We start from the raw sequence: 24,921 nt of genomic DNA on the forward strand, positions 1-24,921 counted from the left end.
TAGGCCTTGAGCAAGGCTATTAGTTGGGAGGGCCCGGTGGTCCGTAGAGCATCTGGAAAAACCAGACGAGAAAGCCGTAGCCGCCCACGATGGCGACCGACAGCAGCGGGAAGAGACAGACGACAAGAAAGAGGAACAGCCGGGTTTCCTTGCGGCGCTCGGGTTTGCGTTCTTCAGCCAATGGCATTGAGCAATCTCCAGCCGAACTTGCACTCAGACTAGATCACGAAGTTTTCGCGGGTTTGCTGGCAGGGGCGTTTAACGACCGACGGTGCACCAGCCATGCTGTGGAGTGACAAGCGCTATAACGGTTGCAACCATTACTTCGTTTGGTTACCGATGCAGCCCGATGACCAGCGCGATGGTGGAAAGGACCTCGAAGTAGATCAGCGCCTTGACACCGATCCGCCCGACTTCCTTGATGCTGCCCATCTTGGCAATCCCGACCACCACCGTGCCGAAGATGATGGGCGCCAGGAGCATTTTGATCAGCTTGATAAAGCCGTCGGCGAAGGGTTGCAGCTTGGCCCCCATGTCGGGCACAAGGTAACCGAAAATGGCGCCGATCACGATACCGATCAGCACCTGCACATACAGCTGGCCATACCAGCGGGACTTGGGCCTGGATGCACCGCGGTCATCTCGACACGCGATCACACACTGCCTGCCGGGTCGCCAAACGGAAAAAATAGTCCTGATACCAACGCTTGTAACTTTCCTGTGCTTCGGGATCTGCCTGTTGTAGGACTTCCATCAGCCTGGCTTCAGGGACTTCTTCCCAGCGGATTGTTGGCTGGTAGGGGACGTAGTTGCGTGTGGCGTGCTCCAGAGTTATCAGCTCAATCACCGGGAAGTCTTGTCCAAGGCCCCCTGCCAACGCGGTACGAAAGAAGCGCTGCAATAGCACGAAGTCTTCCAGCGGCGCCATGAAGTCGTCGTAGGAAGGACTGTTCAATTGGGCTTTCAAGTAACCTGGCAGACGGTTCGAAACTCGCTGGCGCAATGGCTGGAGTCCCCGCGCAGGGAGCTCCATGGCAGTGGCGCTTGCTTCGCCGGTCAGCTTTTCGGGATCCTGCCCGCGCCTGAGTGAATAGGTCGTGTGGACCCAAAGGTCGATATTTCCAAGATGGTCAGGGGAGCGTTTCATCCATGTCCAGTCGGGCCCTGCCGAGACTCGACGCTCGCGAAACTGTGGTGTGTGTTCTTCAGCAAGCCGGTACTGCCCCAGCAGGCCTGGACCCGATACAGCGGTCATGTTGCCAGGGCGAGCGTAGGCGGCGGTGAACGTGGCGAGCAGCCGATCTGCCTCTGCCACTCTGCAGCCCAGCGGCGTATCGGTCAGCACGGGATGAGTGTAAGTCACACGGCTGATCAACTTGCCGTCACCGGGCGCACTCGTCACAGCCACCACTCGACCATCCGCTGCGTAGCGCAGTGCCTGGTTGACGATGGCCGCATCATGGACGCCAAGATTTACCCATTGACCATTCGACATGATCTCCAGGCTGACTTTGGTGGTTGTGGCGCCTGTTGCCGGTTGCAGGGTCCAGCGGATCCGGTTGGCATCAATCCCTTCAGGGTCAGTGTCCTGGCCGATCCATACTTCCCGGACGCGCCAGCCACTTGAAGCCACTTCGAAGTCAATGGCCCCAGGGAACAGTTGATCATAGCCACCCAGACGTTCCTGCACTGCCGCTTTCATCGGGGGCGGGTGAAACTCGGCGACCTTGGTGCTGACGGCCTCGGCGAATTTTGCTTCTCGCAGGGTTTCGGGGCTTGACGTCCAGCCCTGGCCTTCGGCCGCCATCAGCGACCGGACCAGGTTGCGAGCGTCGTCTGTGGCTTCAAAGGAGGCCTGGCGCGCCGCCACGGCCAGCACACCGGGCCGGGCGGAACTCAGGAGTGCTTCGGTCACCCAGTTCCTGGCCCAGGTTTGCGTCCAGGTTCTGACGGCATCCCGGCCCAGGTCTTTAACCAGTGTTTGAGCTTGTCTGCCCAATTCTGTCGTGGGTCTGGCGTCGACTGCCCCATAGGCCTGGTCCAGCACTTGTGCAATCAGTTTTCCCTGGGCATCCAAGGGGGCGAGCGGGGTGCCATAGCGCTGTTCGAGCACTGCGGTCAGTTGTGCGAAGAGAGTCGGGTTTTGCTGTTCAAGGCGAGCGACGGAGGGCGCTATTGCCTGCTCGATCTGTTGTTGTGCTTTGACAATGCCTGCCTTGTCCTCGATGACATCGCCAAGCGTCGCGGCGACCTCTCGCCGGGCTTTCGTCGCGTTGTCGGCAGAGGCAGAAACTTCGATGCGCCGACCGGTCAAGGCAGCGCGGACGAATTCGGACTCGCTGCGGTTTGAACGCGTGACCTGCACCCACTGCTCAAAGGCAGTGCTGCGGATCATATCGCTGAGGGCCGCCCGTACGAAAAGCCGGGTGGCGGCCTGGACGGCGGGGACGGCCTTACCTGGATCGACGGGGGCGGCGTTGGATTTCTTTAGCGGGGGGATGGCGGACAGTGCTTCGTCCATTTCCCGTTGCGCTTGTTGATCTGCCGCATTCATCCGAAGGTTGTTGATCATCAGCTGCATGCTGTGGGCCAGTGGTTCGGCGCTCCAGCCAATCAGGGAAAGAATGAGCAGCGCGGTGGTGACATAAGGCAGAGGTTTTCTCACCCTGCCTTGGTCTGTGCCCGATTGTCCGCTGGAAAGCATGCGTGTCTGGCGCGCCGCAAAATACAACGAAAGGCCGACGCCGAATAAACCGAGGATGCCCAACAGCGTGCCGTATTGGCTGCCGATTTCCCTGATCACCCCGTGGACCCACTGTGCCGGGTCAATGACCGCTTGGGGTGCGACGTGGGCGCTCGAGGCTAGGAAGCGGCATGCCTGGATGAGCAGGATCACGCAGCCAATGAAGATGGCGCCTACCCACGATAGATGTCGCAGGCGCTTGAGCACTGTCAGGCTGCCTGTACGCGTCATTCCTTCTGGACGATCGAGCGCCTTGGGTCGAAATTTGCCAAGAACCACAAGCGAGAAGTGACACAAGGCCCACAGTGCAACAAGCAGTGTCAGGATTGCGTACGGGCGCATGGCGTTCTCCGGCAGACACGGCGCTTGCTTTCACAGCCTTGACCGCAGAACGCGACTGCCATGCCGATCTTTCTCGATGCACGGAAAATCGAACCACCACGTTTTTGTGCACGGCCGTCTGTACTGGGGCGCCGAAATCCCGATGCTGGCGTGCCACCCTAGCAGTAAGGTAGCGAAAGATGGACAGCGCAAACCCGATAAGACGAACGGCCCGTTCCGCGCATCGCTGATGGGTTGGCTCGAGGCAGAGCATTGCGCAAGCGTTTTAACGCAGTTTGTTCAGCTGGCGCAGCCCATTAGCCGTTACCCAATGCAATGGCAAACGAGACCACGATCATGCAGGCAAATGCAAAGTTGAGATTCATGAAGCGTGCTTCCGCGATTGTCGAATTGGCAGCATTTTGCCCGGCGCGGGGAAGAATAAAAAATTCGCCTTCATGATTTGAATGATCGACAGAATTGATGACTGGGGTTGATTGACATCAGCGTAACACATAATCAACCGGCTCCAGAACCGGGGGCAGTTGCATCGCCCCCAGCGCCGCCGAAACTTCCCGTTCGATGTTGCGCACCATGAGGTGCAGCATGGCAGAGCGTCAAATCAGTAGTTATGACCAGATGATCGACGGGATCTATGACGGGCTATGGTTGTGCAAACTGACCCGCTCCCACATAGACGGGTGTGGGTTTTTGAGTATCCGGGTGTTTATGGCGTGCCGAACATCGCCGTCCAGTAGATCCCCGAATCACTCTTCGGATCGACCGCATAGGCCGCGCCCAACTCCTGGAAGCCGGGGTTCATCAGGTTCGCGCAGTGACCGGGGCTGGACACCCAGCCATCCACCACCTTGCGCACGGTGTCTTGCCCGGCGGCGATGTTCTCGCCGATCTGCTGGCCGCCATAACCCGCCAGTTCAGCCCGATCCCCGGGCGTGCGGCCATCGCGGTCCTTGTGATCGAAGTAGTTGTTGTTGGCCATCGAGCGCGAGTGAGTCTCGGCCGCCGTCGCCAGCGTCGGGTTCCAGGTCAGTGGCGTGGTGGCGGCGAAGGATTGCGTGCCGCACTGGCGTGGCCGGCTGCGGGCGACGTTGAGTTCGGCCAGCAACTTCTGGCCTTCCGCCTGCCAGTCGCCCAGGCGTGCGCTCAACAGTGGACGGGCGAGCACGATGCGCCATTCTCGGTCCTGGCGGCTCACGCCGATATCGACGAACTGCGGGTCCAGCACCACCTGGCAGAAACTCTCGCGAATCGCCGTCATGGCCGACTGCGCATCACGGGGGCCGGACAGGCTGATCGCCTGCACATTGACCATCGGATAACCCGCCGTTGCCAAGGCCTGCTGTAGATTGCCGATGCTGGTGGCGGACAGGGCCAACCGTGGATCGCCCGCCAGCGGTGGCAACTCCGGTGAGGCCTGGCCCGCGCAAGGCTGCGATTGGTTGCGGTAGGCGTTGATCGAATCGATCAGTTGTTTCTCGTCGGCCGCCAGCGCATTCACGGCGCACAACAGACCCAGTGTTAACGTGGCAAGACAGCTGACGGATGATAGGACGCGCATGAAAATCCCCCTTGGACGGAATGCGGCCATAATGCGCGAAGTTGCCCCCTCCAAGGCAACGGATTTTTCAGAGTGCCGTGGCGTAATAGCTATCATTTCACTACTACACTGAAGCGATACTGCCCACCGAGTCATTCGATCATGTGCCTCCACTGGATAGCCACCTGCCTTGCCATGATGATGCTTGCCGGTCCTGCCATCGCCGCGGATCAACAGCAAAAACAACAAGCGGCCGAGAACAAGGCCGAAGTGCTTGAGCAAAAAGCCGCAGAGAACAGCAGCCCCGCGCCGGCGCCCAAGGCCGAAGCCATTACCCAGTCAGAAGTCCAGGCCGTAGACCCTGCCGGCGCCGCGCCGCTGGACGATGCGATCACCTGTCTGGCCCGTTCCATTTATTGGGAAGCCAAAGGCAAGAATTCCGCCGACATGGAAGCGGTGGCCAATGTCGTGATGAATCGACTGGGCCACGGGGGTTTTCCTGATACGGTGTGCGGTGTGGTCAAGCAGGGCTCCGAAACCAGGAGCTGCCAGTTCTCATGGTGGTGCGACGGGCGCCCCGATTCGGTCCAGGAAGAGGTGCCTTACGCGCTCGCCAAGGAAATCGCGCGCAAGGCGTTGAACAAGCAACTGCCGGATCGCACCCGCGGCGCCCTGTATTTCCACGACCGCACGGTGAAGCCAAATTGGGCGCGGGAGTACATCAGGACGGCGGATATCGGCTTGTTCCGGTTTTACAAACCCCATGGTGGAGACGCGAAGTAGCCGCCTCCGTTACCCGACGCGCCAGTTGTCATTTGCTGGCGTCCAGCACGATGCGGTAACGCGCCTTGCCACTGCGCAGGTGGTCGAGGGCTTCGTTGACCCGGCTCATGGGAAAGTGCTCGACCTGCGGCAGGATCTGATGACGTGCGCAGAATTCCAGCATGGTCGCCGTAGTATTTGGCGAGCCGACCGGCGAGGCGGACAAGCTCTTTTGTTGGGGAATCAGGTCGAACACGTGCACGGGGATCGCGGAGGGCACTATGCCAACAAAATGCAAGCGCCCCTTGCCGCGCAGGGTTGCGAGCATGGCCGGCCAGTCAAGGTCGGCGTTGGCGGTGACCAGGAGAAAATCAAGGGTGCCGGCAATGGATTTGAGCGCGTTACTGTCGGTCGAGGCGACTACGTTATGCGCGCCCAGGCGCCTGGCTTCGTCCTGCTTGCTCAACGACGAAGTAAAGGCGGTGACTTCGCAGCCCCAGGCGTTGAGCATGCGTAGCGCCAGATGACCGAGGCCACCGATGCCCACCACACCGACCCGGTCGGTGGGCTTGACGTCGAATTCCACAAGCGGGTTGAACACCGTCGACCCCGCGCAGAACAGTGGTCCGGCCAAAGCCGGGTCGAGTCCATCCGGTATCGCAAGAGCCCAGGCCCAGTGCGAACGCACGCGGTCGGCGAAACCGCCGTTACTGCCGATGATGGTGGGTTGGGCTGTGCCACAGAGGTGATGGGAGCCTCCGATACACGAAGAGCAATGCATGCAACTGCCCTTGTACCAACCAATGCCCACCCTTTGTCCCACTTCGAGACCGCGTACCTGCGTGCCCACTCGCACGATACTGCCAACCACCTCGTGACCAGGGATAAAGGGGTAGCGGCTAATGCCCCAGTCGTTATCGATCAGCGACTGGTCGGAATGGCAGACGCCGCAATACTCCACGGCGACTTCCACCTCTTCTTCCCCCAATGGACCGGGATCGTAGCTATAGCGCTCCAGTGAAGCGCCGGCCGCCGTTGCGGCCCAGCCGGTGAAAGTCGTGAGTTCGGTGCCATCGCTCATTGGATACCTCCAGATCAGGAGACAGGGATTCGGCACCTCAGGTGCCGCGGCGCAGCCCTGAAGTGTAGCGTATCGTTTGCCGTCGTCTCGGTTGTGGATATCTGAGGTGCTCAAAGTTTGTAGCCGATCTGCCGCAACAGGTTCTTGCGCCACAGGATGTCTTCCTCGCCTTCAATGCCATTGGCACAAAAGCCGTCGACGACGCCCAGAATCGCGCGTCCCTGGTCCGTCTCGGCCAGAATCACTTCAGTCGGGTTGGCTGTCGCACAAAAAATCCGGCACACCTCGGGCACCATTTTGAGTGTGTTCAGTACGTTCAATGGATAGAAGCCGTCACCAAGGAAAAGGATGAAGCTGTGGCCGGCGGCGATGGCCTGGGCATTGCGCTGGGCCAGTTCGATCATGGCGGGATCGGTGCCGGACCAGCGTACCAGGCATTTGCCTGAGGCTTCGCAAAAGGCCAGGCCAAACTGGATGCCGGGTACGGTGTTGACCAGGGCTTCGTGGATGTCCTCGACGGACTTGATGAAGTGGGTCTGGCCGAAAATGAAGTTGGTCGCTTCCGGCTTGTCGATTTTCACTGTGATGAGTTGCATCTGGGACGCCTCCTTTCACGAGGGTGTTACAGCGGCTGTCCATCAAGCATAGCGTTTGGATACTTGAACATACAAAGGCCACTCAGGCGGACACATTACAGATACAAAACTGCGGTTTCATGGGGCCGTCCCACACTGCATAGAGAGATTTGCCATGTTCCGCAAACTGCAGCAAGTCACCAAATTGTTCAGCCAGAGCGCGCGCTTGATGGTCGGGGTGCCCGATTACGACAACTACGTCGCGCAAATGGCGATCAATCATCCCGGCGAACCGGTCATGACCTACTCGGCGTTTTTTCGCGAGCGTCAGGAAGCCCGCTTCGGCCGTAGCAAATGCAATACCCGGTGCTGCTAGAACTTCGCATAGTTCAACGCATCGACAATGGCCGAGCCACCGATCCCGGTCAGCGACAGCAGCAGCGCCCTGATCAGCGGATCTTCGGCGTAGCGTGAGAACGAGCCGGTGGCGAGCGTGGCGACCCGCTCGCGGATCATCTTGAACTTGGCGTAGCAAGGCGTCGATTCAGGTGTTTCCAGCAGGTAGGTGTCCAGTCGTTGCAAGGCCAGGGTGCGGGACTTTTCCGCGGCACGGCGTAGCGACAGAGCGGAGACCAGCAGAATCAGCGCCGTCAGCAGGTAGGAAATGATCAGGCTGGGCGGTGTCGGCCAGTTATCGAACAGGCTGCTGCGCGAGGCCAGCAGGATCAACAGGACCACCGTCGGCGCATAGATGAGGCGGCTGACGGCCGAGGTGCGTTTGGCGATCAGTTGCACATCCACCCATTCGTCGATGCACGGATGCTTGAGCAGGCCAAAGGTTTTCTTGTGCTGCAGCTGCAAGGTGCCGGGCCAGATCGCATGATGTTCGCTGAGATGGCGGATGAAGCGCGTCAGCAGCAGATTGGCGTCCACCACCCAGAACACCAGGAGCTGGAACACCAGGGTGGGGATCAGCCAACTCATCATCCACCACACCGAGTCACCCCGCACGGGCATGCCCTGCATGGGCCAGACGACAAACAGCACGCTGGTGACCACGACATACGCCCAGGTCGCGAGCATCGCCCGCAGCATCCGCGCACCAAAGGACCCGCAAACGCAATGCTCACCCCAGAAGCGGGCAATGTCGATCATCTTGCGCCCGTCGGTGCAGGCGGCCTGTGCCGGTGCGCAGGCCTTCGACCATTGCTCGCTCGCGCTCAGCAACGGGAAGAAAATCAGCATCAGGTAATGTCCCAATTCGTTGCTCCAGCGTCGCCACTTCCAGTCTTTGCCTTGGCGAATCAAGCGTCGGGTCTGGCCCCACAAGGTCATCTCGTATTGGCGCATGTGCAGGTGCAAATGGTACGCGGCTTCGATCTCGGCCCGGTTGATGCGCAGGTTGCGCCAGCCCCATGCCAGCGCCGAGAGGGAGATCAGCACCGCCAGCAGGCGCAACGCCACGGTGGGCCAGGCACTGATGCCTTCGAACAGGAACATCGGTTCACCGAGGCCGTTGTCGGTCAAGGTGGCGCGCATTTGATACGCCAGCATCAGCGCGAGGATAAACATCACCAGGGGGACCACGATGTACCAGGCCCGGGCGTTGTATAAATCCGTGCTTGAGCTGGAGTCCTGGGCCAACGCCAGTTGCCTGGCCGAGCGCCGGGTCAGGTTCGACGAGACGATCCCCAGCAGGATCAGGACGAAGGTGAACCAGAGGAACTCCGCGTGCCAGAACCGTGTGGCGATAAAGGCGCAGATCGCCGCCACCATGAACAGCGTGATCGGCACGCCGCGGACCCAGGCCAGCCGTGTGTCGTGGTTTTCGTATGGGCCCTCGATCCGCCACCAGACGATAAATCCGCCGAGCAACAGCAGGGTGAGCGTCAGCGGTCCGGCCCAGAAGAAAGACTGGGTCTGCTTGAAGCGCTCGCGGATGGATTGACCAGGCTCGGGGTAGGGCGGCGGCGATCGGTCCTGCAGGCAACGCAGGGCCATCAGGTCGTGGGGCCGGACCCCGCGATCGGACTGCGATTGTGCCGGCGCTTCGCAGGTTGCCGGGCGCGACGCGGTGAGCCGGCTGGCCAGGGGAATGAAGCCGCTGATGCCCACTTCGTAGATGCCCGGCGAGAGCAGTTCCGATTTCGAATAATCGAACTTCGCGCGCTTGGCATCGAAGGATTGCGGCGCCAGCGCGGCCAGCACCGAGATGAACACCGCGCTTTGCAGGCTGTCGCGAAACGGCGGCACGTCCTGTTGCAAGGCGCGGGTCAGCGTCAGGCCATAAGGCGCGGCGAGTATCAGGTTGCGCGTGGTCTGCGCCTGGCCCCGTTGCAGCATGCGGGCATCGAGGTCGGTGGAAAAGTACAGTTTGTACGGCATCCGGCTCTTGAGCGCCTGCAACACCAGCAGCTTGTCGTAGGCGTCGACGCCCAGCACACCGATCGCGCCGATGCCGCTTTCGCCGTTGCGTCGGTAGGCTTCGTCCTCGCGGGCGATGTGGTCGGCGAGGCGCCGCAGGTAATCGAGTTGGGAGTTGCCGTCGGATTTTTCCAGCGGGCTGAGATCAAGTTGGCCGGGGTCTTTATTTTTACCGGAGTCGGTAGCGACATTCTTGTCATTGCTCGCGGACTCCTCCGGCAGACGTCCGTCCAGGCCGCGCAAATAGCTGAAGCGCAAAATCCACTGATCGACCACGTCCCGGTGGTTCTTTTCGTCACTGCCCAAGCGCGCATCGTTGGCGACCTGCGCCTTGAAGCTTTCGATCAGGGCGCGGCTGTAAAAACTGTCCCACTCGGCAATCAAGGCAATGCGATTGCCGCTACGGCGAAGGTCGCGGGTGCACGGCGAGCCGTTTCGCCGCAGTGTGCCTTGGCTGCAGCGCACGCCGGTGGCCGGGTCGACACGGCGCAGTTTCAGCTCCTCGAGCATCAGTTGGGTCATGGTGCCGTCATCGCTGACGGTGCGCAGCAACTTCATGGGGACCCGGTTTTCCAGCGCTGGCGACAGTTTCCGGTAACCGCGGTCCAGGGTTTCGTTATCGGCGGTGGCCAAGGGTGAGTAGATTTCCACGGTGGAGGTGGCCTTGCCAATGTCCTGATCCTGGAACATGTCGCGCAGGACGGTAGAGGTAGAAGGGCCGATGACCTTCAGGACGGTATTGGTGGAGGGTTCGGAGCATTGATCAGGGGTGCAGGCTGTGCTGATTTTGTGGGTCAGGGTCTCGCGTAGTTTCTCCAGTTGCTGCAGCGGTGTTGACCCGAGCGCGTCCTGTTTCAACCAGAACACGATCGTTCGATCAGGCGGCGGTGGCGCGCCTTCGAGTGCCGTTGGCGGATCAAATGGATTGGAGACGAATATTTCATAGGGCAGGTCGACGAAACCGGATTTGGGCGGGGCATCAGGCGACAGGTTGGCGGCCAGTCGCAGGCAATGGATGTACTGTTCCTGGTCCGGCACCCGGTGGGAGTTCTTGAACCCAGCCAGCAGGGCGTAACGCATGCGCCGCCGACGTTCGACTTCGTCGGCGTAAGGGCCGCCTTCGACCAGCGCCACCATGATGTCGGGGACAGGTTTTGCGCCGGACAGCGGCGACATGTCGGGGCTGCAGACGATCTCGGCATCCGGGTTCCTGCTGTCGGTGAGTTTCTTGCGGTAACGCTCGACCGCATCGAACGGGTCCTGCCATAGCCGCGCTTCGATGGGCAGTTGGGCCTGGAACTGCGCGCCGACGGGGCGCGGTTCAAGGAAGGGCTCGCGGTTGAGGGCGAACATCGACACCACCAGACTGAGGATGACCGCACTGCCTGGCAGCCAGAAAGCCAGATTGATGCCGGAACCCTTGTTGTCCATGGCCTGTGCCTCTTGTTTTCGGCCAACTGATAACAGTTAGGTATAGACCCGATTAGGGGCGTACAGTGAAAGGCGGGTGGCCGGAAAGCTGGTGGTGCCACGTTTAAGGTCATAGGACATCGCCATGCTTCACATCGGACTCATCGTCTACCCCGGATTCCAGGTACTCGGCCTGGCCATGTGCGCCACCTTCGAGTTGGCCAATATGGCCACCGACGAACCGGTCTACAGTATTTCCCTGCTGTCCGAGCACGGCGGCACGGTGCAGACCTCCGCCGGGTTTGGCGTGGAAACCACGGCGTTCGACCAGCGCGCGTTCGATACGCTCCTGGTGCTGGGCGATAACCTGATCCGTCCGGTTTCAGCCGGCATGGTGCAATTCCTGCGCAGTGCCAGCCAGACCACCCGACGTCTGGGATCGATCTGCACCGGCGCGATCGCACTGGCCGAAGCCGGTTTGCTCGATGGCCGGCGCGCGACCACGCACTGGTGTCATGCCCCGGCGCTGCAGAAGGCGTACCCCAAGGTGAAGGTCGAAGAAGACCGGATCTTCATCAATGACGGCCATGTCTGGACGGCCGCGGGGATGAGCGCCTGTGTCGATCTGGCCCTGGCCCTGGTGGAAAAGGACCTGGGCGCGCAAGTCGCCCGGCGTGTGGCTCGGCAGCTGGTGGTGTATCACCGCCGCGCGGGCGGGCAGTCGCAGTTTTCGGTGTTGCTGGAACTGGAGCCCAAGACGGACCGCATTCAGGCGGCGCTGACCTACGCCAGGCAGAACCTGAAGTCCGCGTTGTCAGTCGAGGAGCTGGCCGGCGCGGCCAATCTCAGCCCTCGGCAGTTCAGTCGCGTGTTCCATGCCGAAACCGGGCAATCGCCGGCCAAGGCCATCGAGAACCTGCGGGTGGAAGCGGCGCGCTTGATGATGGAGACCGGGCGGCACTCTATCGACGTGGTGGCGACGGATACCGGCTTTGGCGATCGGGAGCGGATGCGGCGGGCGTTTATCCGGGCTTTCGGGCAACCGCCGCAGGTCATTCAGCGGGCCAATCGCGGGTGATCACACTTGTAGGAGCACGGCTGCCGGTGTTGGCGTCTTCGGAATCGCCTTCGCCAGCAAGCCGGGCTCCTACAGGGTGCGTGGTGTCCTGAAAGGCGGTGTGTATGACATTTAAGCCTGAATATTATTAGCGTAATTTTAATCTCGTTGGAGTCCACTTCCTCAATGAGATCACCGCCATGACCCTGGTAAAAGCCGCCGCCGTACAAATCAGCCCCGTTCTATACAGCCGCGAAGGCACCGTCGACAAAGTGGTGCACAAGATCCTCGAACTCGGTGAGCAGGGCGTGCAGTTTGCCGTGTTTCCGGAAACCATCGTGCCTTACTACCCGTACTTTTCGTTCGTGCAGTCGCCGTTCCAGATGGCTGCTGAACATCTGAAGCTGCTGGATCAGGCCGTGACTGTACCGTCGGCCGCTACCGAAGCCATCGGTGCCGCCGCCAGACAGGCCGGCATGGTGGTATCGATCGGCGTCAACGAACGTGACGGCGGTACCCTGTACAACGCGCAATTGCTGTTCGATGCCGACGGCAGCCTGATCCAGCATCGACGCAAGATTTCCCCAACCTATCACGAGCGCATGATCTGGGGCATGGGCGACGGTTCCGGCCTGCGCGCCACCGACAGCGCGGTAGGGCGCATCGGCCAATTGGCGTGCTGGGAGCATTACAACCCGCTGGCCCGATACGCCTTGATGGCCGATGGCGAACAGATCCATGCCTCCATGTATCCGGGGTCGTTTGCAGGGCCGCTGTTCACCTCGCAAATGGAAGTCAACATCCGCCAGCATGCGCTGGAATCGGCGTGTTTCGTGGTCAATTCCACGGCTTGGCTGAACCCTGAGCAACAGGCGCAGATCATGGCCGACACCGGTTGCCCCCTCGGTCCGATTTCCGGTGGCTGCTTCAGCGCGATCGTCAGCCCGGATGGCGTGGTGCTGGGTTCGCTGACTGAAGGTGAAGGCGAAGTGATCATCGACCTTGATATGAAACTGATCGACAATCGCAAACGCATGATGGATTCCCGCGGGCACTACAGCCGGCCGGAACTGCTGAGCCTGCTGATAGACCGTACGCCGACGGCGCATGTGCATGAGCGCCGTGCGCATCCGCAACTGGCCGCCACTCAGCAACTGGAGGAGGTGTGATCAGCACTGGCTGGTGAAGGCGGCCTGATCCTGCAGATATACCGACTCCCTGTAGGAGCTGGCTTGCCTGCGATGGCGATTTAACGGGTGCCATCGCCGGCAAGCCCTGCGCCTGCAAAATCAATCCGCCTGCCCGCCTTACAGTTCCTGGGCCAGAAAGATCAGCGTATTGCCATGGGCCTCGGCCGCCGCGCGCTGGTTGTAGCTGTCACGATGCGAGCAGTTGAAGCCATGTTCGGCTTCCGGATAGACGACGATTTCCACGTTGTCGTTGTTGTCGAAACGTTCGGCGATTTTTTCCACGGCCTCAAGCGGAATGTGGCTGTCCTGTTCACCGAAATGCATCAGCAGCGGCACTTCGATGTCATCGGCGCGCTCCAGCTGGTTCTGGATCCCGCCGCCATAATAGGCAATGGCCACGTCCACAAGCCCGTTGGCGGCGGTGTGGTAGGACAGCAGGCCGCCGAAGCAGTAGCCGACGGAGGCGATCCCGCCGTCCAGGCCTGGTTGGGCTTTCAATGCGTCGATGGCCAGTTCGATGTCGGTCTGCGCCTTGCCGACGTCTGTGGCGTTCATCAACTCGACGGCGCGTTTCCAGCCGGCTTCGTCATAGCTCAACTCGATGCGCTCGCCGCTGCGCCAGAACAGATCCGGTGCGATCACCAGGTAGCCGTCGGCGGCGTATTGCTCAGCGACCGAGCGGATGTGTTCATTCACGCCGAAGATCTCCTGGATCAGCACGATCCCCGGGCCCTTGCGGGTATGCGGGATGGCCAGGTAAGCGCCGAACTTACCGTCGGCGCTGTCGATCTCGATCCATTGGGTGGTCACGCTCATGATGGCTCCTGTCTACACAAGTTAGGTGGGAAGTGAAGCTTGCCACGTTAACATTTCACCGAGAGTTGTGACGCCAGAAGAAACGGGCCAGCAGTGCATCGACGCTCAGCTTGCCGGCACCAGAGAGCAACAGCGGCATAAAGGCCACCAGGTAGATCAGCGGCAGCTTGAAGTTGCCGTGCCCCTTATTGCTGATGGCGTAACCCTGGGCAAGCTCACCCAATGTAGACCAATCGGCCGGCCAATGAACGGCAGCAGTCGCGACGACGGTCACCACGATCAGAATAAATGCCGAGACCCGCGTCCCCAGGCCGATCAACAGGGCGAGGGCGCAAATCAATTCGGCCCACATCGACAGTTCCCAGTTCAACGTGGCCGGCACGTGGTTGAACGGAAAGGGGAAGCGGTCCTGGATATCGGCGAACCAGTTCTGGCCATTGAATTTTTCCAGGCCCGACTCGAAGAACTCCCAGGCGAGGAACACCCGCAGGGTCAGGGGCGCGATCCAGCTACCGGCACGGTCAAGGTTCAGGTGCAGGCCTTTGACGGCCGAAGAAAGTGAGGTGTTCATGGACGTGATCTCCGTTCAGTCAGGAATGTGGGGCAACGGCATGCCCCACGCCAGGGGTTACTCGTCGGCGCCGCACTTGCCCTCGCCACATTTGCCTTCCGCCGGTTTTTCCGCGGTGTCGGCCTGGGCCTGGCTGTAGCCGTGGGCCAGTTGCTTCATGCTGAACGTTTCCGACTCGCAGGCCTGTGCCACGTTGGACAGGGCCAGGCCACCGGCGATGATCAGGCCGAGGGTCAGGGAAGAAGTCGAGAGCTTGAACATGGGGATACTCCATTGCATTGAGTGAGTTGAGCGTTCATGACCGGCGGGGCCGATCGACAGGCACATTTCATCAAGCGGGTGTATCTGCGGTGTGTCGTCGGTGGCGGGTTTAGCGGCGGGGTGTGTCGGGAAGGGGGTTGTACACACACTGATACACAGGCAATACAACACAAAGGGGGGGTAGGGGTTTAGGCATCGCTGATGACGCTCCGCGAATTTTGCTATACATTTTCCGACCGCCCATTGCATGGTGAATCCGCTTCATGTCTCTCGCGCTCGAACGTCTAGTCGCTGGTACCCCGATCCCTTTCGCCGGTAACCGTGTCACGGTGGTCAGCCCCGAACTGGCAGCGCGCTTCCAGCCCGGCGACCACTTGCTGGTGGAGCAGGTCAGTGGCGAATTGTTGCTGATTCCGGTGGCGGACCAGCAAGCGGCGGCGGTCGCCATCGAGCGTGCTCAAGCGGCCTTCAAGGCGATGTCCGCGGTATCGGATCAGGCGATCAGCAAGTTCTTCGATCTGTTCGCCCAACGCCTCGAAACCCCGCAATGCTGGGCCTTGATCGAAACCGCCAACCTGGCGGACATCGAGCGGGCCAAGGCGCGCGGACGATCCACCACGCGCCTGCTGGCCGATGAGCGCATGCGCCGCGATATGATCGCCGGCCTCAGGGCCTGGCGCGATGCACCCGCCACCCGGGGCAAAGTGGTCAGCTGCGTCGAGCACGACGGCTGGAAAGTCGAGCAAGTGGTTTCGCCCCTGGGCATCGTCGCCTTTGTGTTCGAGGGACGTCCGAACGTCTTCGCCGACGCGGCGGGCGTGTTGCGCACCGGTAATACCGCGGTACTGCGCATCGGCAGCGATGCGTTGGGCACCGCCCAGGCCATCGTCGCCCATGCACTGAACCCGGCACTGAGCGACGCCGGGTTGCCGAATGGCGCGGTGTCGCTGGTGGAGAGCGTCAATCATGCCGCCGGTTGGGCGATGTTCGCCGACCGACGCCTGTCGCTGGCCGTGGCGCGTGGGTCGGGGCGGGCGGTCAGCCAGTTGGGCAGCATCGCGCAACAGGCCGGCACGGCTGTCAGCCTCCACGGCACCGGCGGCGCCTGGCTGATCGCGGACAAGAATGCCGAAGCAGGGCGATTTGCCGCCGTGGTGCGCAACTCCCTGGACCGCAAAGTCTGCAACACCCTGAACGTTTGCCTGATCCACCGCGACCGCGCCCTTGAGCTGGTGCCGCTGTTTCTCGACGCGCTGCAGAAGGCCGGTGCCGCACGGGGCCAGGGCTGCAAGCTGCACATCGTCGAGGGGAGCGAGGCGTACTTGCCGAGCGATTGGCTGACGACGAGCGTCGAGGTGTATCGCGCCGAAGGTTATCAATCCGAACCCTTGGCCGAACCGCTGCCCGAGGACCAGCTGGGTCGCGAGTGGGAATGGGAAGAGACCCCGGAAGTCAGCCTGAAGATCGTCGACGACCTGGACCAGTCCATCGCCTTGTTCAACCGCTACAGCCCGCAGTTCACCGTGTCCTTGGTCAGTGAACAGGCCGAGGCTCAGGAACGCTTCTATAACGCGGTCAACGCACCTTTTGTCGGCAACGGCATTACCCGCTGGGTCGATGGACAGTACGCACTGAACAAGCCGGAACTGGGCCTTTCGAACTGGGAGAGCGGTCGTCTGTTTGCTCGCAGTGCGATTCTCTCGGGCGATGGGGTATTCACCATTCGCAGTCGCATGACGCAGACCGATCTGTCAGTCAAACGCTGAGACAGGCCTGCGACCGCAGGCCACGGCCGCACTATAATTAACCTTGGGTCTGTGTTGGCGTGACGAGCACTCCAAAATCAATCAACTGTCCGTAACGCTCGTCTGAGAGAAAGAGGGCAGCACAGCCAGTGAGACGGACAGGCTTCTGATTGCGTAAAGGAGGGTTGCACCATGAAACGTCATTCCTTTGAGCATTACTCTCACAACCTGGAAATGGTCGCTCACGACGCGTGGATTACCACTCGGGTGAAATCGGCGCTGGCAATGGCCAAGCCAGCCCTGGGCCTGCACATCCATGTCAAGACCCTGGCGGGCACGGTAGTGTTGAGCGGCCGCGTCGACACCCATAGGGAATGTGAGCAGGCTGTTGCTCTGGCCCGTTCGGTCAATGGTGTCGTCGACATCGATGCCAGCGGCTTGCAGACTCACGTGTTCACACCGGGAAGTGTGCCAGGCGCGCCCAACGCCGAAGAGAGCGCTGAGTATCGGCCACCTTCGTCAAGGAAGACCGACGACAAATGACCGCCTGTGAGTGCAGCGCTCCCGTGAGTCGGGGGCGCTGCCTGTTCACTCAAGCCGCTTGCGCCGCTTTGCCATAAACGGCACAGACAGTCGGATGCTCGGCCAGCGATACGAACGTGCGGCTGCTCCCCTCCAGGGCATCAATCGAACCTGTTTCGATGTCGTAGACCCAACCATGCAGGTTCAGCAGGCCTTTTTCCTGGGCCAGGCGTACGCTTGGGTGCGTCTGGATATTGGCCAGTTGGGCAATGACATTCTCCCGCACCATCGAACTGACTTTTGCCGCTTCACTGGCGTGAGGACGGGATTCGTTGATGACTTTCGCCGATTCGGCATGTTGCAACCAGCCGCTGACGGCGGGCAGGTGATCCATGCATGTGCACTTGGCAACGGCGGTCATGGCGCCGCAATCCGAGTGGCCGCAGATCACGATGTCAGTGACGCCCAGCACCGCGACCGCATATTCGACCGTGGCCGACACACCGCCTGGATGCGGGCTGTAGGAGGGCACGATGTTGCCGGCGTTGCGGATCACGAACAGCTCACCGGGCTCTTGTTGGGTCAGCAGTTCCGGCACCACTCGGCTGTCGGAACAGGTGATGAACAAGGTGCCCGGATGCTGGGTGGTGGCCAGGTGTTTGAACAGGTCGGTCCGTTGCGGAAAAACCTCGTTCTGGAACTTCAAAAAACCTTCGATGAGCGCTTTCATGGTGCTGTTCTCCTGCGTGGCTCGGGTTTGGCCCGCACATCGATGCGGGCCGGTATTCACTTAGAAAGGACGCAGCGGCAGGAACTTGCCGTCGAGAGTGATCACCGCGCGGGAACCGCCTTCCGGGTCTTCCACCTTCTTCATGTCGAGCTTGAAATTGATCGCACTGATGATGCCGTCGCCGAATTGCTCATGCACCAGGGCTTTCAACGTGGTGCCGTAGATCTGGATCATTTCGTAGAAGCGGTAGATGGTCGGGTCGGTCGGGACACCCGCAAGGCTGCCGCGCAGTGGAATGATCTGCAGGCGGGCCACGGCGTCGGCGTCCAGGCCAAGTTTTTCGCCGATCACCTTGGCGGCGCTTTCCGGCAGCGGGTGCTGACCGAGCAGGGCGGCGGTGACGTAGGCCAGGCCAAGGCCGGTGCCGTCAGTCAGATCCTGCCAGGACAGGTTTTTGCGCGCCTTGGCATCGAGGATCGAGGTGGTCAGGGCCAGGCTTGGGTCGTTGTAGGCGTGGGACTGTTGCATGGGGTTACTCCTGTCGGCGTTGTGTTGCTTGGGTATGGAGCAATCTTCGGCTGATTGATCCATAGCGTCCAAGACCGATATACAATGCAATGCATAAGTAACACCTATAGATAGGAATCCCCATGCTGCTGCGACATCTGCGCTATTTACTGGCAGTCGCCGACTACGGCGGCTTCACCCGCGCCGCCGAGGTGTTGCATGTCTCCCAGCCGACGCTGTCCCAACAGATCCGGCAACTGGAAGAAACCCTGGGCGTCAGCCTGTTCGACCGGACCTCGCGCACGGTCAAGCCGACCGATGCCGGGCAGGCCTACATCGAGAGCGCACGTCGGGTATTGGTCGAGCTGGAGGCGGGCAAACGGGCGCTGCATGACGTGAAGGATTTGTCCCGTGGCACCTTGCGCCTGGCGATGACGCCGACCTTCATGGCGTACCTGGTCGGTCCGTTGGTGCGCGATTACGGGGCGCGCTATCCAAATATCCATCTGCAGATTTCCGAGTTGTCGATGGACGACATCGAGACCGGGCTGGTGGATGACTCACTGGATATCGCCATTGCGTTTACCCAGGTCAGGAACGCCGATATCGAGTCGATCCCGGCGTTTACCGAAACCCTGGGGGTGATGGTGGGACGCAATCATCCCTTGTACGACAGCCAGGATCCGTTGACTGCCGAGCAGGTAGCGCAGCTGGCGTTTGCGTTGTTGACCACGGACTTCGTCACCCGCAGCCGTATCGATGAGTACTTTGCCCTGGAGCGGATCACACCGAAGGTGGTGATCGAGGTCAATTCGGTGAGCACCTTGCTGGAAGTCATTCGGCACACGGCCATCGCTACCATCCTTCCGGAACCCATCGCCACCCAGGACCGCGCCTTGCGCAAAATTCCATTGCAGGGGGAGGCGCCCAAGCGAGGGGCCGCGCTGCTGCGGCGCAAGAACAATTATCACAGTGCGGCGTCGGTGGCCTTTATGGAACTGGTGTTGGAGGCGGTGGCGGATGAGTCGAGGAGGTCAATCATCCACTGACTGGCATACGCCGTTGGGTGCCTTGCCGGTGGAGGACACGCTCACCGAATCGTCATCGGCGAGCATGATCGACAACGTGATGCCCGAACCCTTGGCCTCGAAGCGGCGATCATTGACGGCTTTGGTTTCGGCTTCCTTGTTGTTGACCATCACCGGCCCGTCCTGATCCGCCTGGACGAGGACTTTTCCGGGGCACTCCACCATGAAGGAGGGCACGCCGGGGACGCTGTTGGCCTGGACAGCGTTTGCCGTCACCAGTAACAGTATCCCTGTCAGGATTTTTTTCATCGCAAGTCTCCCGGGGCCAACAGAGCATGGGGTTAACGATAGCTTTATTTTGCCGCGCACGAGACAAACAAAAAGGCCCCGCTCGATAGACGAGCGGGGCCTTTTTCATGGGTGGGCTGTGAAATAAGCCCGAGGAAGGCAATCAGTAGAACCGGTCAATCACCCGAACTTCATTCTGGTTCTGCATCGAGGCCCACGCCTGTTTCAGCGTTTGCAGGACATTACCGATGAAGTCCTTGTCGGCCGCGGCTTTCTTGCCGACATAACCCTGGCCGCGACGGTACATTTTCAGTCGGGCGAGCAGGTTCTGGTTGTTCTGGTCGAACTCGGCTTCATGGGCATGCGGCGACAGGCAGTCGATATGCACCTGGCCCGACTTGCTGATCCACAGGATATGGCTGTCGTGGCTGTCTTTTTGCGCAGCGAAGATACGAGCCAGTTCATCGATAGTGGGTTGATTGTTCAGATTCATAATAAAGCCCCTTGACCATTTGGTGATCTTTCAAAGTTGATTCGCTAAAACAGGTAGCCCATCGGTTAGTTGATCCCTGGCACCGAAACCAGGACGTCAGCGGTCGACCGACAAAAATGACGGGGTCCGCGTCTGTTGCATGTAGTCGTGTTGAATAACTGCTACGCAATAGCGTCACAACGAAGAGAAGCGGCGAAAACCTTCAGGCCATATCCGACGTTTTCAAGGTCGGCCACAAGCTTCATGAGGATTGATCGCCAGCGCTTCTCGCCCTTGTACTGGACGTTCCGGCCAGGTCAGCTTCTTCAATCTGCCTTGTGGGCAGCGCGTATCCGGGAAAAACAGCTCGGCGGTCAGACGAGCTTGCTCAAACGTGTTGCCTGTACTCCCGATCGGGGAGACATCTGCATCATGCAAGGGCAAACCGGAGGCGTCAACGGTTTTGTAGTGATTATTTTTGTTCACTACATATTGTCGGACAAAGCCGTTTGGAATTAGGAAGGGAGATGGGAAAGCGTCATTCAGGGCGATGGCTGCGAGCGCTGGAAGCGGTAAAAGGTACAGGGGTAACCGTCTACCGGCCGTTGATGCAGGGTGAACTCGCCACCGGTGAGTCCGGGCATCACTCTGGCCCAGAACGCCCGCGCCGGCTGGTTCGCATCGATGTGGAAAATCTGCCATTGGCCGGGGAACTGGCTCAAGAGGGTGGACACGACAAACTTCGCGACGCCTTGGCCACGAAAACGCCGACTGACGAAAAAGTAGCCGATGTTGTAGTCGGCGCCGGGAAGATGGGTGACGTCATCCACGGTCACGAAACCGGCCAGTTCACCGTCGACCTTGATCAAAAATGGCCGGGTCGCGGGGTTGCGCCAGTAATCCACCAGGGGCTGGAAGTTGAAGAAGCCATGCCCGCCGAGTTTCAGCGGCAGCCACTCGCTGAAGTCATGCAGGTAGAACTGCATCAGGTTTTCAATCGTTTCCAGGTCGTCGCGCTGGGCGGCGTGCAGTGCTATCGACGGCATGGGGGTGGCTCCAGACGGTGGGCTACAGGAACACTAGACCATCGTGCGCAACGGGTTTTCAAGCCAGATTGTTCTGAATACGCAAACACTGAAGTCGCCGAGAATGGAATTGTTGGTGCACTGACGGGCTTGTAGCCTTCATTACGCCGAACACTACGATCTGCCGAGGATCGAGTGGAGCCCAGGCCAGGGCCCATCAAGTCAGACGCCTTCACGTCATACCTTGCTTTCGGACTTTTCCCCCTCAGGGGGTTGGCTCCTGATAACAATAAGGAAGGCAGGTATGAGTATTCGTGCATGGGCATGTGCAGCAACCCTGTTCGCCCCCGTTTTGGGTGCCGGCATATTATTTCCGGCGATGGCTTTGGCCGCAGACGACCCGATGGGCTCGCTGGTGCGCGGGGTTTTCGGCGATAGTCTTGAGCGTGAGCATGGCATCAAGGTCTACGGTTGGGGCCAGGCAGGCGTGAGCTACAACAATAACGGCACGGATGACGTCAGCAAACAGAGCTTCTTCACCTCCGACGAAGGCGTGAACCTCAACCAGTTCGCCCTGGCCGTGGAAAAGAAACCCAAGGGCAATGTAATCGGCCGTGTCGGACCGTTTCCCGGCCCCATGCCGCAAGAGGCTGACTGGGGCTTCAACGTCACGGCGCTGTACGGCAAGGATGCGCGATTCTTCAAGACCTACGGCTGGGACGAGGACCTGAGCGTCAACCGCGACAACAAGGCCGAAGACGAAGCGTTCACCATCGCTCAAGCCTATGTCGACTTCTACTTCCCGGTACTCGGCGGTTCAGACCTGATGATCGGGATTTTCCACACGCCGCTGGAAAATGAAATCGGCTTCGCCTTGCCATCCCCGGCGCCGAGCGACTTCTACTCACACACCTATTCCTTCATGCACGGCCCGGCCAAGCACGCCGGTGCGCTGTACTCGTTCAAGCTGCCCTCGGCGCCCGGGGAAAGCATGCTGGGTTTCGAGCTGGGCGTGGTGCAGGGCTGGAACAACCTGCAGGACCCCAACGGTGATCCGGATGTCATCGCCAACGTGCGCTGGCGCTCGGCGGATTTCACGACCTGGATCGATTGGGAAAACATCTACGGCAACGGTGGCGGTGACAGCTTCGCCGACTGCAGTTGTGGCTCGCCATTGCCGGCCGGCACCAAGGATGACAACTACAAGCGCCTGGCCTCTTACCTGACCCTGTCGCAGGTGCTCGACCCGAACAACCGCGTGGCCCTGGAGTTGAACTACGGCAAGCAGGAGCAGGGCGCTTTCGCCGGGTTTGCCAATAAAAACGATGCCACCTGGTACGGTACGGACATCAACTGGTATCACCGAATCAGCGAAAATCTGATGTGGAACAGCCGCGCCGAGTGGTTCTACACCGATGCACCGGTGCACGTGTTGATGGCCAATATCGATCCACACACCGGGATTCCCGATCCGACCTGGGGCAGTTTCTACGGCGTGACCACCAACCTGGCCTGGATGCCGACGCCCAACGTGCGCCTGCGACCGGAATTGCGTTACGACATCCATTCGGGGCCCGGTCGCGATGCCTACGCCGATGGGCAAAAGGACTCGCAACTGGTCGCATCGTTCGACGTCAGCTTCTTCTTCTAGACCGACCTTTTCGTTACCCCTGACCCTGCGTGATGGCCCCCGTCGCCACGCTGCGAATGTGTTCGTCCGGACTTTGCCGACCTGCAGCCGCCCTGGAGTACTACATGACCGACAACAACGATAAAAACCTGTTTGGCCGCGACTTCTCGCGCCGTGATTTCCTGCGTAGCACCGGTGTGGCTGCCGGTGGCGTGGCGCTGGCGAGTTTGCCGTTCAATTTTGCCCTGGGCAGTGAGCGGGTGATCAAGCTCGGTTATGTCAGCCCGCAGACCGGGCCCCTGGCACCCTTTGCGGCGGCCGATCACTACATCATCGAATCGCTCCAGCAAGTGTTGAAGAACTCGATCAGCGTGGCCGGCAAGGCGTACCGCCTGGAAATCATCGTCAAGGACAGCCAGTCCAACCCCAACCGCGCGGCGGAAGTGGCGAGCGAGCTGATTCTGTCCGATCAGGTCGACCTGATGCTGGTGTCATCAACGCCGGAAACCACCAACCCGGTCTCCGACCAATGTGAGATCAACGAGATTCCGTGCATTTCCACCGTCGCGCCGTGGCAGCCATGGTTCTTCACCCGCGGCGGCAAGCCGGACCAGGGATTCGAGTGGACCTATCACTTCTTCTGGGGCCTGGAGGATGTGATCGGCACCTACAGTTCCATGTGGGGCGCCATGCCGTCGAACAAGGTGGTCGGCGGTCTGTTCCCCAACGATGGCGACGGCAATGCCTGGGGCGATGCGAAACTCGGCTTTCCACCGGTGTTGGCACAAAAGGGTTTCCAACTGGTCGACCCCGGTCGTTTTCAAAGCCTGACCGATGATTTCTCGGCGCAGATCGCCGCGTTCAAAAAGGCCGAAGTCGAGATCGTCACCGGCGTGGTCATTCCACCGGACCTGAGCACTTTCTGGACCCAGGCTCGTCAGCAGGGTTTCAAGCCCAAGGCGGTATCGGTCGGCAAGGCGTTGCTGTTTCCCACGGCGGTCGAAGCGCTGGGCAAGGCCGGCAATAACCTCTCGACCGAAATCTGGTGGAGCCCGACTCACCCGTTCAGCTCGTCATTGACCGGCGCCAGTGCCGGGCAACTGGCCCAGGGTTTCACCCAGACCACCGGCAAGCAGTGGACGCAACCGCTGGGTTTCGTGCATGCCCTGTTCGAGCTGGCGGTGGACATCCTCAAGCGCACCGAAGAAATCGGCAACCCGCACGCAGTCCGCGACGCCTTGCTCAAGACCCACCTCAACACCGTGGTCGGGCCGATCAACTGGAACAACGGACCGGTGAAGAACGTCGCGAAGACGCCGCTGGTCAGCGGGCAATGGCGACTGGGCAATGACAGCAAATACGACCTGATCGTGACCAGCAATGCCACCGCCCCCGCCATTCCACTGGGCGGCGAGATGCAGGCCATTACCTATTGATTGCGCGAAAAGACACGGGTGCATCCATGCAACAGCCACTTCTGCAAATGAACGATGTGCACAAAAGCTACGGTGCGGTGAAGGTCACGGACGCGATGAGCCTGACCCTGCAATCGGGCGAAGCCCTGGGCATCATCGGTCCCAACGGCGCGGGTAAAAGTACGCTGTTCAATCTGATCGCCGGGGGCGTGGCGGCCGACAGCGGCACGATCCATTTCGAAGGCCGCAACGTCACCCGCGAACCGGTGTTCAAGCGGTGCCAACAAGGCATTGGCCGCTCCCACCAGATCCCGCATCCGTTCGTAAAAATGACCGTGTTCGAGAACTTGCTGGTCGGCGCTACGTTCGGTGCGCGATTGCGCGACAAGGAGGCCAATCAGTGGTGCGCGCAGACCCTGGAGCTGACGGGCCTGATGCGCAAGGCCAATGTCCTGGCCGGCTCGCTGACACTGCTCGATCGCAAGCGCCTGGAAATGGCCCGCGCCTTGTCGACCCGGCCGCGCCTGTTGTTGCTGGATGAAATCGCCGGGGGACTCACCGAACCGGAATGCCTGGCGCTGGTGGAAACCATTCAGGGCATCCACAGGGCTGGCGTCGCCATCATCTGGATCGAACACATCGTGCATGCCTTGCTGGCGGTGGTCAGCCGCCTGACGGTGATCAACTTCGGCGCCAAATTGGCCGAAGGGGAGCCGCGCAGCGTGATGGCCGATCCTCGGGTCCAGGACATCTACATGGGCATCGGGAGCTGAAGCATGTCAACCAATGA

The 24,921-nt window shown here is 60.5% G+C and carries 25 protein-coding genes and 2 pseudogenes; 10 read left to right on the forward strand and 17 right to left on the reverse strand.

From position 1 onward, the window contains the following. Window positions 1-19: 19 nt before the first annotated feature. The 5 genes and pseudogenes from napE to ACA041_RS13465 all read right to left on the reverse strand — a co-directional run bounded on the left by napE (window position 20) and on the right by ACA041_RS13465 (window position 4,643). On the reverse strand, window positions 20-187 hold the full coding sequence (gene napE / locus ACA041_RS13445) for a periplasmic nitrate reductase, NapE protein (RefSeq protein WP_064677494.1): 168 nt from the start codon (window positions 185-187) through the stop codon (window positions 20-22). Window positions 188-342: 155 nt separating this feature from the next. Then, window positions 343-654 (reverse strand): annotated as a pseudogene (locus ACA041_RS13450) (cation:dicarboxylate symporter family transporter); the annotation flags it as partial. Next, the gene (locus ACA041_RS13455; protein WP_497441549.1) at window positions 638-3,085 is read right to left on the reverse strand and encodes a hypothetical protein; all 2,448 of its coding nucleotides are present in this window, start codon (window positions 3,083-3,085) and stop codon (window positions 638-640) included. The gene ACA041_RS13455 and the pseudogene ACA041_RS13450, both read right to left, overlap by 17 nt. Before the next feature lie 482 nt (window positions 3,086-3,567). Beyond that, a pseudogene (locus ACA041_RS13460) lies at window positions 3,568-3,660 on the reverse strand (bestrophin family protein); the annotation flags it as partial. A 131-nt stretch (window positions 3,661-3,791) separates the two neighbouring features. Continuing rightward, entirely contained in the window at window positions 3,792-4,643 is an 852-nt protein-coding gene (locus ACA041_RS13465) for a CAP domain-containing protein (protein WP_497441550.1), read from the reverse strand. 141 nt (window positions 4,644-4,784) lie between these two features. Here ACA041_RS13465 and ACA041_RS13470 point away from each other — a divergent pair, with 141 nt between their 5' ends. Further along, complete coding sequence (locus tag ACA041_RS13470) at window positions 4,785-5,405, forward strand: cell wall hydrolase (protein WP_497442073.1); 621 nt, start codon at window positions 4,785-4,787, stop codon at window positions 5,403-5,405. A gap of 28 nt (window positions 5,406-5,433) precedes the next feature. On the opposite strand, the gene ahr is transcribed toward ACA041_RS13470, so the two are convergent. Both ahr and ACA041_RS13480 read right to left on the reverse strand, forming a co-directional pair. Continuing rightward, a complete protein-coding gene (gene ahr, locus ACA041_RS13475) occupies window positions 5,434-6,465 on the reverse strand; it encodes an NADPH-dependent aldehyde reductase Ahr (RefSeq protein ID WP_497441551.1) in 1,032 nt (343 codons plus the stop codon). 110 nt (window positions 6,466-6,575) lie between these two features. Further along, window positions 6,576-7,061, reverse strand: coding sequence for an adenosine-specific kinase (locus ACA041_RS13480; protein ID WP_497441552.1), 486 nt, complete (start codon window positions 7,059-7,061; stop codon window positions 6,576-6,578). A gap of 154 nt (window positions 7,062-7,215) precedes the next feature. On the opposite strand from ACA041_RS13480, the gene ACA041_RS13485 reads away from it, so the two are divergent. Beyond that, window positions 7,216-7,416 carry a YbdD/YjiX family protein gene (locus ACA041_RS13485; protein ID WP_497441553.1) on the forward strand — a complete coding sequence of 67 codons (201 nt, stop codon included), beginning with the start codon at window positions 7,216-7,218 and terminating at the stop codon, window positions 7,414-7,416. Here the strand turns inward: ACA041_RS13485 and ACA041_RS13490 are convergent. Next, window positions 7,413-10,895 (reverse strand): hypothetical protein, encoded by a 3,483-nt coding sequence (locus ACA041_RS13490; protein ID WP_497441554.1) that lies wholly within the window; start codon window positions 10,893-10,895, stop codon window positions 7,413-7,415. The two genes, ACA041_RS13485 and ACA041_RS13490, sit on opposite strands and share 4 nt — an antisense overlap. A gap of 124 nt (window positions 10,896-11,019) precedes the next feature. Here ACA041_RS13490 and ACA041_RS13495 point away from each other — a divergent pair, with 124 nt between their 5' ends. Then, entirely contained in the window at window positions 11,020-11,952 is a 933-nt protein-coding gene (locus ACA041_RS13495) for a GlxA family transcriptional regulator (RefSeq protein WP_497441555.1), read from the forward strand. 179 nt (window positions 11,953-12,131) lie between these two features. Beyond that, on the forward strand, window positions 12,132-13,100 hold the full coding sequence (locus ACA041_RS13500) for a nitrilase-related carbon-nitrogen hydrolase (RefSeq protein ID WP_497441556.1): 969 nt from the start codon (window positions 12,132-12,134) through the stop codon (window positions 13,098-13,100). Window positions 13,101-13,238: 138 nt separating this feature from the next. Here ACA041_RS13500 and ACA041_RS13505 read toward each other — a convergent pair whose 3' ends face one another. From ACA041_RS13505 to ACA041_RS13515, 3 genes are read right to left on the reverse strand one after another with little or no spacing between them, the layout of a single operon-like run. Further along, entirely contained in the window at window positions 13,239-13,937 is a 699-nt protein-coding gene (locus ACA041_RS13505; RefSeq protein WP_497441557.1) for a dienelactone hydrolase family protein, read from the reverse strand. A gap of 55 nt (window positions 13,938-13,992) precedes the next feature. Then, window positions 13,993-14,508: an HvfX family Cu-binding RiPP maturation protein gene (locus tag ACA041_RS13510; RefSeq protein WP_497441558.1), complete on the reverse strand. Its 516-nt coding sequence runs from the start codon at window positions 14,506-14,508 to the stop codon at window positions 13,993-13,995. Between the two features lie 57 nt (window positions 14,509-14,565). Continuing rightward, a complete protein-coding gene (locus tag ACA041_RS13515; RefSeq protein ID WP_497441559.1) occupies window positions 14,566-14,769 on the reverse strand; it encodes an HvfA family oxazolone/thioamide-modified RiPP metallophore in 204 nt (67 codons plus the stop codon). Between the two features lie 263 nt (window positions 14,770-15,032). On the opposite strand from ACA041_RS13515, the gene ACA041_RS13520 reads away from it, so the two are divergent. Continuing rightward, complete coding sequence (locus tag ACA041_RS13520) at window positions 15,033-16,535, forward strand: aldehyde dehydrogenase family protein (RefSeq protein ID WP_497441560.1); 1,503 nt, start codon at window positions 15,033-15,035, stop codon at window positions 16,533-16,535. A gap of 171 nt (window positions 16,536-16,706) precedes the next feature. Further along, window positions 16,707-17,057, forward strand: a complete 351-nt coding sequence (locus ACA041_RS13525) for a BON domain-containing protein (protein WP_497441561.1) — start codon at window positions 16,707-16,709, stop codon at window positions 17,055-17,057. 49 nt (window positions 17,058-17,106) lie between these two features. On the opposite strand, the gene ACA041_RS13530 is transcribed toward ACA041_RS13525, so the two are convergent. Next, window positions 17,107-17,766, reverse strand: coding sequence for a carbonic anhydrase (locus ACA041_RS13530; RefSeq protein WP_497441562.1), 660 nt, complete (start codon window positions 17,764-17,766; stop codon window positions 17,107-17,109). Window positions 17,767-17,826: 60 nt separating this feature from the next. Further along, the gene (gene cynS, locus ACA041_RS13535) at window positions 17,827-18,294 is read right to left on the reverse strand and encodes a cyanase (RefSeq protein WP_497441563.1); all 468 of its coding nucleotides are present in this window, start codon (window positions 18,292-18,294) and stop codon (window positions 17,827-17,829) included. A gap of 122 nt (window positions 18,295-18,416) precedes the next feature. On the opposite strand from cynS, the gene cynR reads away from it, so the two are divergent. Then, the gene (gene cynR, locus ACA041_RS13540) at window positions 18,417-19,322 is read left to right on the forward strand and encodes a transcriptional regulator CynR (protein WP_497441564.1); all 906 of its coding nucleotides are present in this window, start codon (window positions 18,417-18,419) and stop codon (window positions 19,320-19,322) included. On the opposite strand, the gene ACA041_RS13545 is transcribed toward cynR, so the two are convergent. From ACA041_RS13545 to ACA041_RS13560, 4 genes are all read right to left on the reverse strand, one after another. Continuing rightward, complete coding sequence (locus tag ACA041_RS13545; protein WP_497441565.1) at window positions 19,308-19,610, reverse strand: hypothetical protein; 303 nt, start codon at window positions 19,608-19,610, stop codon at window positions 19,308-19,310. The genes cynR and ACA041_RS13545 overlap by 15 nt on opposite strands. Window positions 19,611-19,752: 142 nt before the next feature. Next, the gene (locus ACA041_RS13550) at window positions 19,753-20,082 is read right to left on the reverse strand and encodes a hypothetical protein (protein ID WP_042932832.1); all 330 of its coding nucleotides are present in this window, start codon (window positions 20,080-20,082) and stop codon (window positions 19,753-19,755) included. A gap of 222 nt (window positions 20,083-20,304) precedes the next feature. Continuing rightward, window positions 20,305-20,547 carry a hypothetical protein gene (locus ACA041_RS13555; RefSeq protein WP_497441566.1) on the reverse strand — a complete coding sequence of 81 codons (243 nt, stop codon included), beginning with the start codon at window positions 20,545-20,547 and terminating at the stop codon, window positions 20,305-20,307. A 56-nt stretch (window positions 20,548-20,603) separates the two neighbouring features. Further along, window positions 20,604-21,107 carry a GNAT family N-acetyltransferase gene (locus tag ACA041_RS13560; RefSeq protein WP_497441567.1) on the reverse strand — a complete coding sequence of 168 codons (504 nt, stop codon included), beginning with the start codon at window positions 21,105-21,107 and terminating at the stop codon, window positions 20,604-20,606. Window positions 21,108-21,390: 283 nt separating this feature from the next. On the opposite strand from ACA041_RS13560, the gene ACA041_RS13565 reads away from it, so the two are divergent. The 3 genes from ACA041_RS13565 (at window position 21,391) to ACA041_RS13575 (ending at window position 24,904) form a co-directional block, all read left to right on the forward strand. Beyond that, entirely contained in the window at window positions 21,391-22,737 is a 1,347-nt protein-coding gene (locus ACA041_RS13565; protein ID WP_497441568.1) for an outer membrane beta-barrel protein, read from the forward strand. A gap of 104 nt (window positions 22,738-22,841) precedes the next feature. Beyond that, window positions 22,842-24,152 carry an ABC transporter substrate-binding protein gene (locus ACA041_RS13570; protein WP_497441569.1) on the forward strand — a complete coding sequence of 437 codons (1,311 nt, stop codon included), beginning with the start codon at window positions 22,842-22,844 and terminating at the stop codon, window positions 24,150-24,152. A gap of 26 nt (window positions 24,153-24,178) precedes the next feature. Next, on the forward strand, window positions 24,179-24,904 hold the full coding sequence (locus tag ACA041_RS13575; protein ID WP_497441570.1) for an ABC transporter ATP-binding protein: 726 nt from the start codon (window positions 24,179-24,181) through the stop codon (window positions 24,902-24,904). Window positions 24,905-24,921: the final 17 nt, after the last annotated feature.

This window comes from Pseudomonas sp. LBUM1676 (genome assembly GCF_059695605.1).

Coding starts and splice junctions, on each gene's coding strand:
- ACA041_RS13505 (WP_497441557.1), bottom strand. CDS start 13,937: ATGAGCGTGACCACCCAATGGATCGAGATCGACAGCGCCGACGGTAAG.
- ACA041_RS13575 (WP_497441570.1), top strand. CDS start 24,179: ATGCAACAGCCACTTCTGCAAATGAACGATGTGCACAAAAGCTACGGT.
- ACA041_RS13545 (WP_497441565.1), bottom strand. CDS start 19,610: ATGAAAAAAATCCTGACAGGGATACTGTTACTGGTGACGGCAAACGCT.
- ACA041_RS13525 (WP_497441561.1), top strand. CDS start 16,707: ATGAAACGTCATTCCTTTGAGCATTACTCTCACAACCTGGAAATGGTC.
- ACA041_RS13500 (WP_497441556.1), top strand. CDS start 12,132: ATGACCCTGGTAAAAGCCGCCGCCGTACAAATCAGCCCCGTTCTATAC.
- ACA041_RS13560 (WP_497441567.1), bottom strand. CDS start 21,107: ATGCCGTCGATAGCACTGCACGCCGCCCAGCGCGACGACCTGGAAACG.
- napE (WP_064677494.1), bottom strand. CDS start 187: ATGCCATTGGCTGAAGAACGCAAACCCGAGCGCCGCAAGGAAACCCGG.
- ACA041_RS13470 (WP_497442073.1), top strand. CDS start 4,785: ATGTGCCTCCACTGGATAGCCACCTGCCTTGCCATGATGATGCTTGCC.
- ACA041_RS13465 (WP_497441550.1), bottom strand. CDS start 4,643: ATGCGCGTCCTATCATCCGTCAGCTGTCTTGCCACGTTAACACTGGGT.
- ACA041_RS13455 (WP_497441549.1), bottom strand. CDS start 3,085: ATGCGCCCGTACGCAATCCTGACACTGCTTGTTGCACTGTGGGCCTTG.
- cynR (WP_497441564.1), top strand. CDS start 18,417: ATGCTGCTGCGACATCTGCGCTATTTACTGGCAGTCGCCGACTACGGC.
- ACA041_RS13530 (WP_497441562.1), bottom strand. CDS start 17,766: ATGAAAGCGCTCATCGAAGGTTTTTTGAAGTTCCAGAACGAGGTTTTT.
- ACA041_RS13515 (WP_497441559.1), bottom strand. CDS start 14,769: ATGTTCAAGCTCTCGACTTCTTCCCTGACCCTCGGCCTGATCATCGCC.
- ACA041_RS13550 (WP_042932832.1), bottom strand. CDS start 20,082: ATGAATCTGAACAATCAACCCACTATCGATGAACTGGCTCGTATCTTC.
- ACA041_RS13570 (WP_497441569.1), top strand. CDS start 22,842: ATGACCGACAACAACGATAAAAACCTGTTTGGCCGCGACTTCTCGCGC.
- ahr (WP_497441551.1), bottom strand. CDS start 6,465: ATGAGCGATGGCACCGAACTCACGACTTTCACCGGCTGGGCCGCAACG.
- cynS (WP_497441563.1), bottom strand. CDS start 18,294: ATGCAACAGTCCCACGCCTACAACGACCCAAGCCTGGCCCTGACCACC.
- ACA041_RS13485 (WP_497441553.1), top strand. CDS start 7,216: ATGTTCCGCAAACTGCAGCAAGTCACCAAATTGTTCAGCCAGAGCGCG.
- ACA041_RS13490 (WP_497441554.1), bottom strand. CDS start 10,895: ATGGACAACAAGGGTTCCGGCATCAATCTGGCTTTCTGGCTGCCAGGC.
- ACA041_RS13510 (WP_497441558.1), bottom strand. CDS start 14,508: ATGAACACCTCACTTTCTTCGGCCGTCAAAGGCCTGCACCTGAACCTT.
- ACA041_RS13565 (WP_497441568.1), top strand. CDS start 21,391: ATGAGTATTCGTGCATGGGCATGTGCAGCAACCCTGTTCGCCCCCGTT.
- ACA041_RS13480 (WP_497441552.1), bottom strand. CDS start 7,061: ATGCAACTCATCACAGTGAAAATCGACAAGCCGGAAGCGACCAACTTC.
- ACA041_RS13495 (WP_497441555.1), top strand. CDS start 11,020: ATGCTTCACATCGGACTCATCGTCTACCCCGGATTCCAGGTACTCGGC.
- ACA041_RS13520 (WP_497441560.1), top strand. CDS start 15,033: ATGTCTCTCGCGCTCGAACGTCTAGTCGCTGGTACCCCGATCCCTTTC.